This is a genomic window from Microbispora sitophila (assembly GCF_014892245.1).
In the GTDB taxonomy this organism is placed as follows: Bacteria; Actinomycetota; Actinomycetes; order Streptosporangiales; family Streptosporangiaceae; genus Microbispora; species Microbispora siamensis.
On record NZ_JADBGC010000009.1, the window covers coordinates 42,173 to 59,237 of the forward strand.

16 protein-coding genes are annotated in these 17,065 nt (G+C 72.6%); 9 read left to right on the plus strand and 7 right to left on the minus strand.

Going from position 1 to position 17,065, the window contains the following annotated elements; all coding sequences use genetic code 11:
- Positions 1 to 32 precede the first annotated feature (32 nt).
- Entirely contained in the window at positions 33 to 809 is a 777-nt protein-coding gene (locus tag IL992_RS17855; protein WP_193204494.1) for an ABC transporter ATP-binding protein, read from the plus strand.
- Positions 810 to 920: 111 nt separating this feature from the next.
- Here IL992_RS17855 and aceA read toward each other — a convergent pair whose 3' ends face one another.
- The 3 genes from aceA to IL992_RS17870 form a co-directional block, all read right to left on the minus strand.
- Complete coding sequence (gene aceA / locus IL992_RS17860; protein ID WP_193204495.1) at positions 921 to 2,210, minus strand: isocitrate lyase; 1,290 nt, start codon at positions 2,208 to 2,210, stop codon at positions 921 to 923.
- Between the two features lie 265 nt (positions 2,211 to 2,475).
- Positions 2,476 to 3,180: a type 1 glutamine amidotransferase gene (locus tag IL992_RS17865; protein ID WP_193204496.1), complete on the minus strand. Its 705-nt coding sequence runs from the start codon at positions 3,178 to 3,180 to the stop codon at positions 2,476 to 2,478.
- Between the two features lie 66 nt (positions 3,181 to 3,246).
- Positions 3,247 to 4,227, minus strand: a complete 981-nt coding sequence (locus IL992_RS17870; RefSeq protein ID WP_193204497.1) for an alpha/beta hydrolase — start codon at positions 4,225 to 4,227, stop codon at positions 3,247 to 3,249.
- A gap of 115 nt (positions 4,228 to 4,342) precedes the next feature.
- On the opposite strand from IL992_RS17870, the gene IL992_RS17875 reads away from it, so the two are divergent.
- From IL992_RS17875 to IL992_RS17890, 4 genes are read left to right on the plus strand one after another with little or no spacing between them, the layout of a single operon-like run.
- Positions 4,343 to 4,729: a DUF3052 domain-containing protein gene (locus IL992_RS17875; RefSeq protein ID WP_193204498.1), complete on the plus strand. Its 387-nt coding sequence runs from the start codon at positions 4,343 to 4,345 to the stop codon at positions 4,727 to 4,729.
- Positions 4,726 to 5,526 carry an ABC transporter permease gene (locus tag IL992_RS17880; RefSeq protein ID WP_319018628.1) on the plus strand — a complete coding sequence of 267 codons (801 nt, stop codon included), beginning with the start codon at positions 4,726 to 4,728 and terminating at the stop codon, positions 5,524 to 5,526. Before IL992_RS17875 ends, IL992_RS17880 begins: the two co-directional genes overlap by 4 nt.
- 6 nt (positions 5,527 to 5,532) lie before the next feature.
- Positions 5,533 to 6,321, plus strand: coding sequence for an ABC transporter permease (locus tag IL992_RS17885; protein ID WP_193204499.1), 789 nt, complete (start codon positions 5,533 to 5,535; stop codon positions 6,319 to 6,321).
- A 5-nt stretch (positions 6,322 to 6,326) separates the two neighbouring features.
- Complete coding sequence (locus IL992_RS17890) at positions 6,327 to 7,130, plus strand: ABC transporter ATP-binding protein (RefSeq protein ID WP_193204500.1); 804 nt, start codon at positions 6,327 to 6,329, stop codon at positions 7,128 to 7,130.
- On the opposite strand, the gene IL992_RS17895 is transcribed toward IL992_RS17890, so the two are convergent.
- The 4 genes from IL992_RS17895 to IL992_RS17910 form a co-directional block, all read right to left on the minus strand.
- Positions 7,057 to 7,530 (minus strand): hypothetical protein, encoded by a 474-nt coding sequence (locus IL992_RS17895; protein WP_193204501.1) that lies wholly within the window; start codon positions 7,528 to 7,530, stop codon positions 7,057 to 7,059. The genes IL992_RS17890 and IL992_RS17895 overlap by 74 nt on opposite strands.
- Before the next feature lie 64 nt (positions 7,531 to 7,594).
- On the minus strand, positions 7,595 to 8,554 hold the full coding sequence (locus tag IL992_RS17900; protein ID WP_193204502.1) for an ABC transporter permease: 960 nt from the start codon (positions 8,552 to 8,554) through the stop codon (positions 7,595 to 7,597).
- Complete coding sequence (locus IL992_RS17905; RefSeq protein WP_193204503.1) at positions 8,541 to 9,596, minus strand: ABC transporter ATP-binding protein; 1,056 nt, start codon at positions 9,594 to 9,596, stop codon at positions 8,541 to 8,543. Before IL992_RS17905 ends, IL992_RS17900 begins: the two co-directional genes overlap by 14 nt.
- Positions 9,593 to 10,750 carry a LolA family protein gene (locus IL992_RS17910; protein WP_193204504.1) on the minus strand — a complete coding sequence of 386 codons (1,158 nt, stop codon included), beginning with the start codon at positions 10,748 to 10,750 and terminating at the stop codon, positions 9,593 to 9,595. Before IL992_RS17910 ends, IL992_RS17905 begins: the two co-directional genes overlap by 4 nt.
- 133 nt (positions 10,751 to 10,883) lie before the next feature.
- Here IL992_RS17910 and IL992_RS17915 point away from each other — a divergent pair, with 133 nt between their 5' ends.
- The 4 genes from IL992_RS17915 to IL992_RS17930 all read left to right on the plus strand — a co-directional run bounded on the left by IL992_RS17915 (position 10,884) and on the right by IL992_RS17930 (position 17,054).
- Complete coding sequence (locus IL992_RS17915) at positions 10,884 to 11,558, plus strand: response regulator transcription factor (RefSeq protein WP_193204505.1); 675 nt, start codon at positions 10,884 to 10,886, stop codon at positions 11,556 to 11,558.
- Positions 11,559 to 11,606: 48 nt separating this feature from the next.
- Positions 11,607 to 12,974 carry a sensor histidine kinase gene (locus IL992_RS17920; RefSeq protein ID WP_193204506.1) on the plus strand — a complete coding sequence of 456 codons (1,368 nt, stop codon included), beginning with the start codon at positions 11,607 to 11,609 and terminating at the stop codon, positions 12,972 to 12,974.
- An 8-nt stretch (positions 12,975 to 12,982) separates the two neighbouring features.
- Positions 12,983 to 14,401 (plus strand): pyridoxal phosphate-dependent decarboxylase family protein, encoded by a 1,419-nt coding sequence (locus IL992_RS17925; RefSeq protein ID WP_193204507.1) that lies wholly within the window; start codon positions 12,983 to 12,985, stop codon positions 14,399 to 14,401.
- 121 nt (positions 14,402 to 14,522) lie between these two features.
- A complete protein-coding gene (locus tag IL992_RS17930; protein WP_226873291.1) occupies positions 14,523 to 17,054 on the plus strand; it encodes a bifunctional YncE family protein/alkaline phosphatase family protein in 2,532 nt (843 codons plus the stop codon).
- Positions 17,055 to 17,065 lie beyond the last annotated feature (11 nt).

Below are 17,065 nucleotides of genomic sequence, written 5' to 3' on the forward strand. Positions count from 1 at the left end.
CCCGCCATCGGGGACCTCTCGAACTCGACGACGTGACCGTCCGCGTGGTCGGCCGGACTCTGGTGACCGGAGCCGACTGGCGGGTCGAGCACGGCCAGCACTGGGTGATCCTCGGCCCCAACGGCGCCGGGAAGACGACGATGCTCTCGGTCGCCGCGGCCGTACGGCATCCGAGCTCGGGGACGGCCACGGTGCTCGGGCGGCGGCTCGGCCGGGTCGACCTGCGGGAGCTGCGCCGGAGCATCGGCCTGGTCGCGGCCAGCCAGCGGCTCGTGGACGAGTCGCTGCTGGAGGAGGAGGGCGCCACCGCGCTGACCGTCGTGCTCACGGGGCACACCGGGACGAGCGCGCCGTTGTGGGACCGGTACGGCGACGAGGAGCGGGAACGGGCGCACCGGCTGCTGGCCGACCTCGGCTGCAAGGACCTGGCCGACCGCAGGTTCCAGGTGTGCTCGCAGGGGGAGCGGGCCCGGATCCGGGTGGCCAGGGCGCTGATGGCCGATCCGGCGATCCTGCTGCTCGACGAGCCGTTCGCGGGCCTGGACCTGCCGGCGCGGGAGGACCTGATCGAGGCGCTGGAGGACCTGGCCCGCACCCGGCAGGGGCTCACGACCGTGATGGTCACGCACCATCTGGAGGAGGTGCCGGCCACCACCACGCACGCCCTGCTGATGCGGGACACCCGCATCCTGACTGCGGGTCCCGTGGAGGAGGTGCTCACCGGGCCGAAGCTGTCCGAGTGCTTCGGCCGGAGGCTGCGCATCGACTCGCTGGACGGCCGCTGGTACGCCCGCGCGCTGCGCGTCTGACCGCCGCGGCATACGGCGAGGCCCCGCCGCCGATCCGTCAGATCCCCGAGGGTGACCTGCGGATGGGCGGCGGGGCCCGCCACCGACCTGTGTCCGAGATGTCCGCTGTGGTTAGTGAGCCCCGGCGAACTGCGCCTCCTCCGTCGAGCCCTTCAGGGCCGTCGTGGAGGAGTCCGGCGCGACGGCCGTGCTGACCAGGTCGAAGTATCCGGTGCCGACCTCGCGCTGGTGGCGGGTGGCGGTGTAGCCGCGCTGCTCGGCGGCGAACTCGGCCTCCTGGAGCCCGACGTACGCCGTCATGCCCTCCTGGGCGTAGCCGCGGGCCAGGTCGAACATCGAGTAGTTCAGCGAGTGGAAGCCAGCCAGGGTGATGAACTGGAACTTGTACCCCATGTGGCCCAGCTCGCGCTGGAACTTGGCGATCGTCGCGTCGTCCAGGTGCTTCTTCCAGTTGAAGGACGGCGAGCAGTTGTAGGCCAGCATCTGGTCGGGGTACTCCCGCCTGATCGCCTCGGCGAACTCCCGGGCCACGTCGAGGTCGGGCGTGGAGGTCTCCATCCACAGCAGGTCGGCGTACGGCGCGTAGGCGAGGCCCCTGGCGATGCAGGCGTCGACGCCGTTGCGGACCCGGTAGAAGCCCTCGGCGGTGCGGTCGCCGGTGCAGAAGGCGCGGTCGCGGGGGTCCACGTCGCTGGTCAGGAGAGTCGCGGCCTGGGCGTCGGTCCGCGCGATGACCAGGGAGGGGACGCCCGCCACGTCGGCCGCGAGGCGGGCCGCGTTGAGGGTCTTGTGGTGGCCGCGAAGCCGCTCGGGCGCGACCCAGCCCGGGCTGCCCATGATCTGCCCGGCCTGCGTGTGCGCCATCGCGACGTCGAGGTCGCGGGCGATCCCGAAGTCGATGACGAACGGCCCGCGCGGCGACAGCAGGACGTTGCCGGGCTTGAGGTCCCGGTGGACCAGCCCGGCCTCGTGCGTGGCCAGGAGCGCGGCGGCCGTGCCGAGGGCCACGCCGTACGCGAGGTCGGGGGTGAGCGGCCCCCCGGCGGCGACGACCTGGGACAGCGCGGGACCGGGGACGTACTCGGTGACGAGGTAGGGCCGCTCGCCGTCGAGACCGTCCTCGATGACGGCGGCCGTGCAGAACGGCACCACTCGCCGGGAGAACGCGACCTCCTCCGCGAAGCGGGCCCGCAGCGTCGGATCCCCCAGGTGCACCGGATGCGGCGTCTTCAGCGCGACGTATCCCCCACGGGGGTGCTCGGCCAGGTAGACCACGCCCATTCCGCCGCTGCCCAACCGGCCGAGCAGCAGGTAGTGCCCGATGACGACCGGGTCGCCCACGGTCAGCGGGCGCACACCGGGAGGCATGCCGTTCTGGGAAGCCGTTCCGCCACGTGCCATACGGAAGCTACCTCTCTCGAAGTGCCGCACAGCCACTGTGGCCGGTTGGAACGCGCCACGCGCTCAAGTAGCGCCAAGCGGCATGAGAGGTAAGGCCAATGACACCATTCGGTTAGGCCGGACGGCGAAACCGCAGGTCACATAGGACTCATAAGCCACAAAAGATCCGTCCTTAACGGGTGCCGGGTTCGGCCGGATTCGTGGATCACGTGATTGTCCGATGCGATTCGGTCGGTTGCGCCCGCATCGCGCACGCACGAGGCTTTCAGGTGCCCGTCTTGACCACAGCGGCGAAACGGGAGGCCACCTCACCCCAGGCGGCCCGCGACAGGGGGTCGTCGGTCACGGCGGCGGCGTACAGCTCGTCGAGGTCGAGACCCCGCCTGCGGGTGTGCTCGGCGTCCCACTGCAGGATGCGTTCGGGCCTCACCTCGGGGTGGAACTGCACGCCCCAGGCGCGATCGCCCAGCCGGAAGGCCTGGTAGGGGCAGCGTTCGGTCTCGGCGAGCCAGACCGCGCCCGGCGGCAGGGCCGTGATGGCGTCGATGTGGTTCTCGATCGCCGGGACGGCGGCGGGCAGCCCGCCGAAGACCACGTCGTCCGCCGCCTCGGCCCTGATGGCGATGGGCGTGCTGCCGTGTTCGGGGGCCCCGGCGTCGCCCTGGACCTTCCCGCCGCCGACGGAGGCCAGCATCTGCCCACCCAGGCAGATGCCGAAGAACGGCACCGACCGGGCGAGGGCCTGCTCGACGAGGGCGCGGGCGGTCGGCAGCCAGGGGGCCTTGTCGTCGTCGTCCGGCAGGTAACCGCCGCCGAGCACGATCAGGCCGTCGTGCTCCAGCCGTGACGGGAGGGCGGACCCGTCGAAGGCGGTGATCACGTCGACGGCGACCCCGGCGGCGTCCAGCCATTCTCCGAACCGCCCTGGACCCCCGTTCTCTCCGTTCTGTACGGCAAGCACTCGCGGCATTTCCGGCATGAGGCCCGACTCTACCGGCCCCGCCTCATGCACTCCCCTCGGCGGGGAGACCGCGGATCAGGCGGCCTCGATGCCGGAGGTGGGGTGGTGGGCCTGGACGGCGTCGAGGAAGCGGGAGACGTGCTCGAAGAACAGGCGGCCTTCGGGGAGGACGTCGGCCAGGAGGGGGAAGATGTGCGGCATGCGGTTCCACTCCTCGTAGGTCACCTGCACGCCGTTCTCGCGGGCGCTGACGGCGACCCGGCGGGCCTCGTCGCGCAGGACCTCGGTGGAGCCGGTGACGATCATCAACGGGGGAATGCCGGTGTAGTCGCCGTACACGGGGGACACGAGGGGGTCGAAGCAGTCGAGGCCGTCGGTCCAGCGGCGGGCGAGCCAGTCGACGCGGCCGGCGGGGAGCATGGGGTCGGACCAGACGTTGGCGCGGCGGCGGCTGGAGCTGAGGTCGGCCCAGGGGGACAGGCAGATTCCGGCGGCGGGGAGGGGCATGCCCCGGTCGCGGAGGGACAGCAGGGTGGCGAGGGTGAGGTGGCCTCCGGCGGAGTCCCCGGCCAGCACGATGTCCTCGGCGGCGTACCCGAGGTCGAGCAGGCACTCGTACGCCTGGAGCGCGTCCGACAGCGACTCGGCGAGGGAGTGGACCGGCCCCTGGCGGTAGTCGAGGGAGAACACCGGGCGGCCGGAGACGGCCGACAGCCGCCAGGTGATCGGCCGGTGGGTGGCCGGGGAGCAGACGAAGTACGCCCCGCCGTGGAAGTAGAGCACCACCTTGTCCTCGTCCAGGCCGGGCCCGCCGTGCACCCATTCCCCCGTGCACGAGCCGAACCCTTCTGGAACGATGGACACGTGCTTGGGGAGGATGCCGGGGACCCGCTCGCCGAGGCAGATGATGCGGCTGGCCACGGCCATCCCCGCGGTGTTGCGCACGAGGATGGTGGAGATCGGCTTCATGGTGCCCCGCAGGACCCCGTTGATCGCGGCGGCCTGCCAACTGACCGGATATTCCGGACGGATGTCTACATTCAGCTCATGTCCCATGCAAGCCTCCCAAAAGGGACATTCCCCATTTGGTCATCCGTTCTACCGGTAGGTATGTTTCACTCCCCTTACAGCGGTGTTACGAGAAGGTAACGGCGCAGGACATGAGGGACTTATGAATGGGTATTCGGGGGCACCGCTGCCCCGGAAGCTCGGTGTCAAGCCCGGCCACCGCGTGTTGCTGGTAAACGCTCCGCAAAATCTGCCGATCGACGGCCACGAGAAGGACGACGGAAGTCCCGAGCCGTATGACGTGATCGTGATGTTCTGTCCCGACGAGGCCGCCCTGCGGGCCGGGTTCCCCCGGGCGCGCGAGCGCCTGGCGCGGGACGGCGGCCTGTGGGTGGGCTGGCCCAAGAAGTCGAGCGGCGTCGCCACCGACCTGTCGGGCGACGTCGTCCGCGCCTTCGGGCTCGGCGAGGGCCTGGTGGACAACAAGGTGTGCGCCGTGGACGAGGTGTGGTCGGGGCTGCGCTTCGTCTATCGCCTCGCCGACCGGTGATCCTCGGCCACGGCGCCGCCGTCTCCCTCTATCCGCGGCTGGCCTGGTACGGCTTCCGCAGGCACGCGACCTACTGGGCCGCCGCGCTGGCCGGGGCGTTCACCAACACCGTCTTCGGGGTGCTCCGCGCGTACGTGCTGATCGCGCTGTGGCAGACCCGCCCCGGCCTCGGCGGGTACGACGTGGCGGACGCGGTCACCTACACGTTCCTCACGCAGGCGTGCATCGGCCCGATGCAGTTGTTCGGCGGCGGCCTGGACCTGCCGCAGCGGATCCGCACCGGCGACGTCGCGCTCGACCTGGTCCGCCCGGCGCCGCTGCAACTGTGGTGCCTGTCGGAGGACCTGGGCCGGGCGGCGTACCTGTTCGTCGTCCGCGGCGCCCCGCCGACACTCGCGGGCGCGCTGCTGTTCGGCATCGTCGCCCCGCACGCCCCGGCCGCGTTCCTCGCGAGTGTCGCTGTGGGCGTGGTGGTGAGCTTCGGGTGGCGCTACATCCTCGCCCTGGCCACCTGCTGGGTGATGGACGACCGGGGCCTCGCGGTGTTCTCCCTGGTCGTCACCACGTTCTTCAGCGGGCTGATGCTGCCCCTGGCGATCTTCCCCGGATGGTTCGGCTCGCTGGCCCGGGCGCTGCCGTGGTCGGCGATGGCGCAGGTGCCCGCCGACGTCTACCTGGGCACGGCCGATCCGGCCCGCGCCCTCGCCTTCCAGGCCCTGTGGGCGGCGGTCCTGCTGGCGCTGGGCGCGCTCATGACCCGTGCCGCCCGCAGGAAGGTCGTGATCCACGGTGGGTGAGCGCCGATGATCAGGACGTACGCGCTGCTCGCCTGGGCGTGGACGCGGGCGGCGGCGCAGTACCGGGTCTCGTTCGCGCTCATGACGGCGGGCGCGTTCGTGATCGGCGGCCTCGACATCGCCGTGATCTGGATCATCTTCGCCAACACCGACTCGCTGGCCGGCTTCGGCCTGACCGAGGTCATGTTCCTGTACGGCGCGTCGGAACTGGCCTTCGCGCTCGCCGACCTGCTGTCCGGCAACGTCGACCGGATCAGCCAGCAGATCAGGGCCGGGACACTCGACGTGATGCTGATCCGGCCGGCCTCCCCATGGGTGCAGATGGCGACCGACCGATTCACGCCGCACCGGATCGGCCGCGCGGTGCAGGCCGGGACCGTGCTGGGCATCGGGCTGGCGCGGCTGGACATTCCGCTCACCCGGGCCTGGATGGTGCCCGTCATGGTGGTCTCAGGCATCGTGATCTTCGCGTCGTTGTTCACGCTGGGCGGCGCGCTGCAGTTCCTGCTCACCGACGCCACCGAGGTGGCGAGCGCGTTCACCTACGGCGGGGCGATGCTCAACCAGTATCCGCTGAGCGTCTACGACGCCCGCATCGTCCGGGGGCTGACCTTCGTGCTGCCGCTGGCGTTCGTCAACTGGCAGCCGGGCCTCTACGTGCTCGGCCGCCCCGACCCGCTCGGGCTGCCGTCCTGGACGGGACTGCTGTCCCCCGCCGCCGCGCTCGCGCTGGCCGCCGTCGCCGCGCTCGCCTGGCGGGCGGGGATCCGCCGCTACCGATCGACGGGGAGCTGAGACCAGTGATCGAGGCAGACGGGGTCGGGAGGACCTTCACGGTCCGCCGCCGGGTCGTACACGCCGTACGGGACCTGTCCTTCCGCGTCGCGGCCGGGGAGTTCGTCGCCTGTCTCGGCCCGAACGGCGCGGGCAAGTCCACCACGATCAAGATGCTGACCGGGATCCTCACGCCCACGTCGGGCCGCGTCAGGGTGGCCGGTCTCGATCCCTCCCGGCGCCGTACGGCTCTCGCCCGCAGGATCGGCGTCGTCTTCGGCCAGCGGACGACACTGTGGTGGGACCTGCCGCTCCGGGACAGCCTGGAGCTGGTCCGGCTCCTTTACAAAGTAGATCGAAAGGTGTTCCGCGAGCGGCTCGACGAGATGTGTGACCTGCTCGACCTGGGCGGCTTCCTCGCGACGCCGGTGCGCCAGCTCAGCCTGGGCCAGCGGATGCGGGGCGACATCACCGCCGCACTGCTGCACGACCCCGCCGTGCTGGTGCTGGACGAGCCGACGATCGGGCTCGACGTCGTCAGCAAGGCGGAGGTGCGCGACTTCCTGCGGCGGCTGAACTCCGAACGCGGGACGACGGTGCTGCTGACCACCCACGACCTGGGCGACGTGGAGCGGCTGTGCCGCCGGGTGCTGCTGATCGACCACGGCCGGCTGGCCTTCGACGGCACGGTGGACGGCCTGCGGGCGACGGCGCCGGGACGCGCGTCGATCGAGGACGTCGTGGCCGACCTCTATCTCAGAAGCCGAACGACTCCTCGTACTCCTCCTGCTCCTCGTCCGGCTCCGGACGCGCCCAGCGGGACGGCATGAGCACCGGGAGGAACAGCGCGACGCCGAGCAGGCCGTACACGCCGGTGGACAGCAGCGTGAGCATGCCCCGACCGGCCTGCAGCAGCTCGGCCTGCACCGAAGGACCGGTGGGCACGAGGCTCGCGGCGCGCGACACGTCGAGGAGGTAGACCACGGTCCAGGCCAGCAGCGTCATCGACGGGACGAACGTCGCCAGCGGGGACACCCGGCCGACCAGCACCAGCCCGAGCAGCAGGCCCACGACGGCCATCACGCCCAGGGCGATCAGCATCCGCGTGTCCTTGGCCGGGTCGATGCTCTGTGCCGCTCCCCGGACCGCCTCCTGGGACGCCCATCCGCCACCGAGGAGAAGAGCCGCCGCGACGACAACGCCCAGGAGCAGCCCGAAGAAGTGCCGCATGAACACCGCCTTGGGTGAGAGGTCCGCGGCAACACTAGCGACAAAGAACGGTAAAGGGCAGCACTTACGCCGTGATGTCCTTGCTCGTGAAGCGCGACCAGGCGAGGGAGCCGAAAACCAGCACGTACGCGGCGAAGGCGAGCAGCCCCTGCCCCATCTGGTCGAACGCCACCGGCGCCCGCAACGCCCCGTCGAACGCGGTCCACCACGAGGTCAGCAGGACCGGCCGTACGGCCGCCACCTGCGGGATCGCGGTCAGGACCTGGCTGACCACCACCAGCACGACGCTCGTGGCCACCGCCCCGATCGGCGCCTCGGTCAGGGTGGAGACCGCGAGCGCGACCGCGCCGAGCGCGGCCATCCCCGCGGTGGTGTACAGGACGACCACCCCGACGCGCAGCAGGGCGTCGGCCGCCGGGATCGTCGTGCCGGAAAGCAGCGTCACCGGCCCGACGGGGAACAGCACCAGCCCGGCCACCAGCGCCGACAGCGCCACCAGCGCGCACGCCGCGAGGCAGAAGACCACGACGTTGGCGTACTTCACCAGCAGCAGCCTGGTCCGGCCGGCCGGGGCGACGAGCAGGTAGCGCAGCGTGCCCTGGGCCGCCTCGCCGGCGATCGCGTCGCCAGCCACGACCGCCACGGTCAGCGGCAGCACGATCGGCATCATGACGGTGAACGCGGCGAAGGTCAGCATCAGGCCGTTGCCCGCGATCTGACCGATGATCGAGCCGCCCGCGTCGCCGTCCGACGCGACCCGCACCGCGACGCCGACCAGCACCGGCACGACCGCGAGCACCCCGAGCATCGCGAGGTTGCGCGGGCGGCGGAACGTCAGCCCGATCTCGGATGCCAGCAGCCGCGTCAGGTGCCGCACGTGGCCGGGCGCGGACCCGGCGGCGTGGACGGACGGCCGCTCCTCCCGCGGCTCCGGCCGCGTCTCCGCGTGCCGCGACGGCCCGGTCTCCTCCGGCGCCGGCGACGGGACCTCCGACACCGCCGTCCCGTTCTCATGCACCGACATCGAACCCCTCCCCGGTCAGGCCGACGAAGACCTCCTCGAGCGTGGGCCGGACCACGCCGAACCCGCGCACGGCCACGCCCTCGCCGACGAGCAGAGCGCAGATCTCTTCCGGCGCCCGGGCGCCGATGACCGCCGTGACCTCGTCGTCGCCGGCGCGCACGTCACCGAGCCCGGCCCGGGCCAGCACGGCGGCCGCCGCGCCGGCGTCCGGCGTCTCCACCCGCAGGCGCGGCTCCTCGCCCGCGGCGCGCAGCGCGGCGATCGGGCCCTGGGCGACCAGGCTGCCCGTGCGCATGACGCCCACATGGGTGCACATCTGCTCGACCTCGCTCAGCAGGTGGGAGGAGACGAAGACGGTCGTGCCGTCCTCGGCGATCCTCCTGATCAGCGTGCGGACCTCCCGCGTGCCCTGCGGGTCGAGGCCGTTGGTCGGCTCGTCCAGCACGAGCAACTCCCTCGGGACCAGCAGCGCGGCCGCGATGGCCAGGCGCTGCCGCATGCCGAGCGAGTAGGCGCGGTAGCGCTTGCCCGCCGCCGCCGTCAGCCCCACCCGCTCCAGCGCCGCGCCGATCCTGGCCCGCGCCGTACGCGCGTCGGCCCCCGGGTCGGCCGCGTCGAAGCGGCGCAGGTTGGCCTCGCCCGACAGGTACGGATAGAAGGCCGGCCCCTCGACCACCGCGCCGACGCGCGGCAGCGCCCGGGCCAGCCCGGCGGGCATGGGCGTCCCGAGCAGCGACCACGTGCCGGAGGTCGGGGCGACCAGGCCGAGCAGCATGCGGATCGTCGTGGTCTTGCCCGAGCCGTTGGGGCCGAGGAAGCCGAAGACCGATCCGCGCGGCACGGCCAGGCCGACGCCGTCGACCGCCGTCTGACCGCCGCGGAAGCGCTTGGTGAGACCGGACGTGACGATGGCGTGCGCGCCCGCCCCCTCGGGGGAGGGCGGGGGCGCCCCGGTGTCCTCCCGTGACGCCCCCGCGCGCGTGCCCACCGCCACCGCGTCCACCGCGACCCCCGCTCGTCCGCGGTGCGTGGGCTCGGTCATTCCTTCACACCCGCTGCCCGGTAGAGGGCCTCCGGGGTCACGGCGCCGGCGAGCAGGCGGCCGTCGTCGGTGATGAGGATCGACACCACCTTCGTGCGCAGCAGCCGGCCGCTGCCCCACTCCCCGCTGACGGGGGTGGCCGCCGACTTCACGCCGTCGAGCAGCGCCGCGAGGTCCACGCCGTCACGCCCCTTCCCCTCCTGCTTCTGGGCGGGGACGGCGGGCAAGGAGGTGACGAGCACGCTGTCCCAGCCGGAGCCGACGACGTGGCCCCGGTCGTGCGCCTCGGCGGCCTCCTCCGGGCGGTGGCCGATCGGCGGCGTGGCCGTCGCCTGCTCGACCTTCGCGCCGGGCGGCGGCGTGAAGGAGAAGTTCTCCGGCGCGGGAGCGGTGAACGACAGCGACTCGAAGCCGACCTCGAAGGCCGGCTCGGCCGCCCCCTTGGCGTACACCTGGACGCGCAGCGGCATCAGCTTCTCGCCGTCGAGCGCCACCCGGACGTCCTTGATCAGCGAGTCGGGCGACTTCGGCGTCAGCACGATCTGGTAAGCCGCGCGGCCCGCGACCGTGACGACGTCGCCGACGCTGATCGCGGTGTCGGTCCCGGCCGCCTGCAGCGCCTGCCGCGCGGCCTGCTCCGGAGTCGCGAACGGCGACGCGGATCCGGACGGCAGCGGGAAGGCGTGGTCCGGTCTGCCGGCGGAGGCCGCCGGGGCGGTGAGGCGGGTCGCCGTGTTGGCGGCGCTGTCCCACAGCCACACCGTGCCACCGTCGGCGACGACGTCGGTCTCGCTCATCTCCCCCGGCAGCATGAGGCGGAACCGGTCCTCCCCCGCGTACCAGATCTTGAGCTGGTGCGACCCCGACAGCAGGGACGCCGCCGAGGCCCCGGACGGCCCCGGCGCCCCGGACAGGCCGGGCAGCGCGGGCAGGCCGAGCGACGCCGTCTCGACGATCGTGCCGGACATCTGCGGCATCCGGCCGCTCTGCCAGGTGCGCGCGACGTCGGCCAGCAACTGCTCGGCCGTACGGTCCGGCAGGGACGGGTCGCTGCGCACCGCCGCGATCACCGGTCCTGTCCCCACGGCCGCCGCCACCACGGCCACCGCCGCCACCGGCACTCCCCACCTCACGGCGCGGGCTCTCTTCGCCATCTCACATCTCCCACTATGGGCGGAAAACCTGACGACCCGAGACTGCCGGGACGTTCCTGTGCCGACGCTGAGAGGCTGAGAGGGCTCTCAGGCTCGCCTCTCCCGCACCCGCGAAAGGGTCCACACTGGGGCAATGCGGGTTCTGGTGGTGGAGGACGAGCGGCGGATGGCGGCGGCGCTGCGCCGGGGGCTGCAGGCGGAGGGCTTCGCCGTCGACCTGGCGCACGACGGGAACGAGGGCCTGCACCTGGCCCGCGTCGGCGACTACGACGTGGTCGTGCTCGACATCATGCTGCCCGGCTTGTCCGGCTACAACGTGTGCAAGCAGTTGCGCGCGGAGGAGAACTGGGTGCCGATCCTCATGCTGTCGGCCAAGGACGGCGAGTACGACATGGCCGACGGGCTCGACCTCGGCGCCGACGACTACCTCACCAAGCCGTTCTCGTACGTGGTGCTGGTGGCCCGGCTCCGGGCGCTGCTGCGCCGGGGCGGCGGCCGCAGGCCCGCCGTGCTGTGTGCGGGCGACCTGTCGCTCGACCCCGCGGCGCGGCTGGTCGCGCGGGGCGAGACGCCGATCGAGCTGACGCCCAGGGAGTTCGCGCTGCTCGAGTACCTGATGCGCCGGCCGGGCGAGGTGGTGTCGAAGCCGGAGATCCTGGAGCACGTGTGGGACACCTACGACACCGATCCGAACGTGGTCGAGGTGTACGTCGGGTATCTCCGCAGGAAGATCGACACGCCCTTCGGCCGCGCCGCCCTGCAGACCGTGCGCGGGGCCGGATATCGGCTCGCGAGCGACGGCGGCTGAGCGGTGTCCAACTCACCCGGGCCGAAATCACCCGCATCCGGTCTCGCCGTGCTCGCGCGCCCGGTGACGTGGTGGCGGCGGCAGAGCCTGCGGTTCCGGGTCACCGCCGCGGCGACGGCCGTGCTGGCGCTCGCCCTCGCCGTGTCGGCGTACATGTTCGTCGCGGTGCTCGGCGAGGCGCTCGTCCGCGGCATCGACGACCGGATCTACCAGCGGGGACGTGAGATCGTCGCGTTGTCCGACGCGAACCGGCTGTCCGACCCCGTCGTCTCGGTGGACAACACGATCGTGCAGGTGCTCGACCGGAACGGGCGGATCGTCGACGCCACCCCGAACACCGACCGCCTGGTCCCCCTGCTGCCGGCGAAGGCGCGGGAGGACGCCGTGCACAGCGGCACGGCCCGCTTCCTGGACGGCCGGCCGTACGCCCTGCCGGGGCCGCTGCGAGTGCGGGCGCTCAGCGCGGACCGCGGCGTGACGGTGATCGTGGCGCGGTCGTTCGCCGAAGTGGAGAGCAGCCTGGTGACCACCGGACACGTGCTGATCGCCGGCATGCCGCTCCTGCTCGCGCTGCTGGCGGCGGTCTCGTGGCTGGTCGTCGGGCGCACGCTGCGGCCGATCACGCTGCTGCGGCGGGGCGCGGCCGAGGTGGGCGCCACGGCGCGGTCGCGGCGGCTGCCGGTGCCCGAGGCGCTCGACGAGGTCCACGCGCTCGCCACGACGCTCAACGACATGCTCGGGCGGCTGGAGGAGGCCGACGCCCGGCAGCGGGCGCTGGTCTCCGACGCGGCGCACGAGTTGCGCAGCCCGCTCGCGAGCATCCGGCTCCAACTGGAGGTCGCGCTGAGCCACCCGGAGGGGCAGGACTGGAAGGAGACGGCCGAGGGGGTGCTGGAGGACACCCTCCGGCTGTCCCGCCTCGCCGAGGACCTGCTCGCGCTCGCCCGGCTCGACGAGGGCCGCCTGGGCCGGCGGGAGCCGGTCGACCTGGCGGAGCTGGCCCGCCGTACGGCCGAGCGGTACGGCCTCGGCCTCGACCTCGCGCCCAGTGCGTCTCCCGTCGTAGCGTCTCCCGTCGTGCTGGGCGACGCGCTGGACCTGCGGCGGGTGCTCGCCAACCTGGTCGACAACGCCCTGCGGCACGCGGCGTCGGCGGTCCGGATCGGCGTACGCGCCGATGGGAGCGCCGCCGAGCTCACGGTCACCGACGACGGGCCGGGCATCCCGGCCGAGGACCGCGAGCGGGTCTTCGACCGGTTCACCCGTCTCGACGACGCCCGCAGCCGCGACGACGGCGGCGCGGGTCTCGGTCTCGCGATCGTGCGCACCACGGTCGAGGCCCACGGCGGTACGGTCCACCTGGAGGACGCCTCCCCCGGACTGCGTGTCGTCGTCCGGCTCCCCCTGGCATGTTGAGGAGTTTCATGCTTCCCGAATACGGCAGGCCCGTCACCGAACTGCTCGCCGAGCTGACCGCCCTGAAGGAGGCCGACCTGCCGGTGCGCGGCGGCAAGGTGACGGCCTACGTCTACGACACCGGCCTGCCGGAGGTGCACGAGGCCGCCCACCGGGCGTACGCGGAGATGCTCGAAGTCAACATGCTCGACCCGACGGCCTTCCCCAGCATGGTCGCGCTGGAGCGGCAGGTGGTCGGGGCCGTCGCCGAGCTGCTCGGCCGGCCCGGCGCGCCGGGCGTCTTCACCAGCGGCGGCACCGAGTCGATCATGCTGGCCGTGAAGGCCGCCCGCGACGCCCGTCCCGGCGCCACCCGCGTCGTGCTGCCGGTCACCGCGCACCCGGCGTTCCACAAGGCCGCGCACTACCTCGGCATGGAGATCGTGCCGGTCCCGGTCGACCCGGTCACCTACCGCGCCTGTGTCCCGGCGTTCGAGGCCGCGCTCGACGAGCGTACGGCGCTGGCGGTGGTCTCCGCGCCGTCCTATCCGCAGGGCGTCGTCGACCCGGTCGAAGAGGTGGCCGCGCTCGCCGCGGCGCGCGGCGTGCCGTGCCACGTGGACGCATGCGTCGGCGGATGGCTGCTGCCGTGGCTGCGCGAGGCGGGCGCCGCGATCCCGCCCTTCGACCTGAGCGTGCCCGGCGTCACCTCGATCTCGTGCGACCTGCACAAGTTCGGGTACGCGCCGAAGGGGGCGTCGGTGCTGCTGTTCCGCGACGCGGACCTGCGCCGCCGGGCCTACTTCGCCTCGGCGGCCTGGCCCGGCTACACGATCATCAACGCGACCGTGCAGAGCTCGCGGTCGGCCGGGCCGCTCGGCGGCGCCTGGGCCACCCTGCAGGCCCTCGGCCGGGAGGGCTACCTGGAGCTCGGCCGCAGGACGCTGGAGGCGACCCGGCGGCTGGTGGAGGGCGTGGGGAAGATCCCCGGGCTGCGGGTGCTCGGGGAGCCCGAGGCCGCGCTGGTCGCCATCGCCGGCTCCGCCGAGGTGGACGTCTTCGTGCTCGCCGACGAGGCGCGCAGGCTCGGCTGGTTCCTCCAGCCGCAGCTGTCGTACGCCGGGATCCCGGCCAACATCCACATCACGGTCACCGGCGTGACGCTGGCGGGGGTGGACGCGATGCTGGAGGTGATCGCGGAGGCGGCCGAGGCCGCCCGGCGCCGGGGGCCCGCCGACGTGCCCGAGGGCCTGCCCGAGCTCATCGCGTCCCTCGACCTCGACGCGCTGGACGACGCGACGTTCGCCGAGCTCGCCGCGTCGGTGGGGATCGACCTCACCGCGACGGGACAGCCCGGGATGGCGGTCGTGAACGCCGTGCTCGACGCGCTGCCGGCCGCGACCCGCGAGGCGATCCTCGTCCGCTTCCTGTCGGTCCTGTACTCCTGAGGATTCGACGTACTTTTCGCCGAACCGTTAGCGGGGCATGCCCGGCTGTCGATCCGGCCGCTCGTTGTACTTATCGGCTGCTCCCTACCGTCCCGTGCGCGTCATCCGGAGGGGAGTCGGTATGCGTGGTCGCGGAGCGGTGACCCGCGCCCTCGTCGCCGGGGCCGGCGTCACGCTGCTGGGCATCGGCGTCGCGATGGCCGGTGCCGACGTGTTCGAGGCGGGGCCGCGGCCCGACGGCACCGCCGTCGTCCCCGTCGGATACCGGGTCACCCCGGCGGGGGCGCAGAGCGCGCTCGGGGACCTTCCGCTCCTCGCCAAACCGTTCCCGGACGGGCGGGCGGTGCTCGTGGTCAACGCGGGCCAGGGCGTCCAGTCCGTCCAGGTGGTCTCCCCGCGGGACGGCGGCGTGTCGCAGACCATCCGGTACGCCTCGCCCCAGGCGGTGTTCGCCGGGGCGGCCTTCAGCCCGGACGGGACGAAGGCGTACGTCAGCGCCGGCGGCAACAACAAGATCCGTGTGTACACCGTCGCCGGAGACCGGCTGACCGAGACCACGTCGATCCCGCTGCCCGTCACGAACCCGGACGGGCAGACGATCAACCCCTACCCGGCCCAGATCGCCGTCACCCCCGACGGCGCGAGGCTGGTCGTCGCCGATCACCTCGCCGACGCGGCCACCGTGATCACGCTCGCCGACGGGACGAGCAGGACCGTGGCCGTCGGCCACGCGCCGTACGGCGTCACGATCAGCCGGGACGGCACCAGGGCGTACGTCACCGACCAGGGCGCCGAGACCGTCTCCGTGCTCGACCTGACGGCGGCCGAGCCCGCGGTCCTGTCCACGATCACCGTGGGAACCCACCCGAACCAGTCGGTCCTGGACTCGGCGCGGAACCTCCTGTACGTCGCCGACGGTGACAGCGACGACGTCAGCGTCGTCGACACCACGGCCGGCAGGACGATCCGCACCATCGGCCTGGCGCCCTACCGCGGGGCGCAGGTCGGGAGCAACCCCGACGCGCTCGCGCTGTCCCCGGACGGGAAAACGCTCTACGTCGCCAACTCCGGCAACAACGACGTCGCCGTCGTCGACACCGCCAGGGGCGCGGTCAGGGGCCTGATCCCGACGGGCTGGTATCCGACGGCTGTGGTGTCCCTCGGCGGGCGGTTGCTGGTGACGAACGCCAAGGGCCTGGGAGCCGGGCCCAACGACGGTCCCGGCCGTCCCGATCCCTACGGCCCCTCCGCCTCCCCCGGCCGGTACGCCGGGTCCATGATCGTCGGCACGCTGTCCCGGATCCCGCTGCCGATCCGGCAGGACCGGCTCGCCCGTTGGACCCGCCAGGTCGACGCCGACAACGGCTTCCACGGCGCGGGCGGCGGCATGACGCCGAGGGGCGCCTCCAGCGTGGTGCCTCGCTGGGCCAAGCAGCCCTCGCCCATCAAGCACGTGATCTACGTGGTGCGCGAGAACCGGACGTTCGACCAGGAGCTCGGCAGCCTCGGCAAGGGCGACGGCGACCCCTCGCTGAACCTCTTCGGCGACGAGTCGGCGCCGAACGCCCGCGCCCTGGCCCGGCGGTTCGTCACGATCGACAACTTCTACGCCGACGCCGAGGTCAGCGCGCAGGGCTGGAACTGGGTGGTCGCCGCCAACTCCAACCCCTACTCCGAGCAGGGATGGCCCGCGAACTACTCCGGCCGCAACCATTCCTACCCCTCCGAGAGCGACGACCCGGCCATCGCCCCCCAGAGGCCCGACAACGCCTACATCTGGCAGCGGCTCGCCAAGGCCGGCGTCTCGTTCCGGAACTACGGCTTCTACGTGACCCGCGACTCCGCGGGGAGGTTCGTCGCGGGTGACCCGGTGCTCGACGCGAACACCGACCACGCCTTCACCGGGTTCGCCCTCGGCTGCCCCGACGGCCCCGGCTCCTTCGAGCCCCGGGCCGACACGTGCGGCCCCACCGACCGGTTCACCGAGTGGAAGCGGGAGTTCGACCGGTACGTGGCCGACGGCGGTCTGCCGGCCGTGCAGTTCGTGCGCCTGCCCAACGACCACACCGCCGGCACCAGGGCCGGCTCGCCCACCCCGCGGGCGTACGTCGGCGACAACGACTGGGCGCTCGGCAAGCTCGTGGAGAGCGTGTCGCACTCGAAATACTGGAGGTCGACCGCCGTCTTCGTCACGGAGGACGACTCCCAGAACGGCCCCGACCACGTCGACGCGCACCGCACGGTCGCCCTGGTGATCAGCCCCTACACCCAGACCGGACGGGTGGACTCCACCTTCTACAGCACCGCGTCGATGCTCCGCACGATCGAGTTGCTCGCCGGGTTGCGCCCGCTGACCCAGTTCGACGCGTATGCCACCCCGATGACGAGGTCCTTCACCCACAAGCCCGTCTTCACGCCGTACAGCGCGATCCGGCCCGGCACCATGGCCGAGGTGAACGGCGCGAACGCCCCCATGGCCGGGCAGTCCGCCGAGCAGAGCCTGGGCAAGGAGGACCAGATCGACGAGCAGGTCTTCAACCAGGCCATCTGGAAGAGCGTCAAGGGTGACACGTCGGTCATGCCCGCGCCCAGGCACTCGCTGCGGGGATCCGTGCCCGGCGACCAGGCCGGAAGGCACGAGGACGACGACTGAAGGCGACAGTT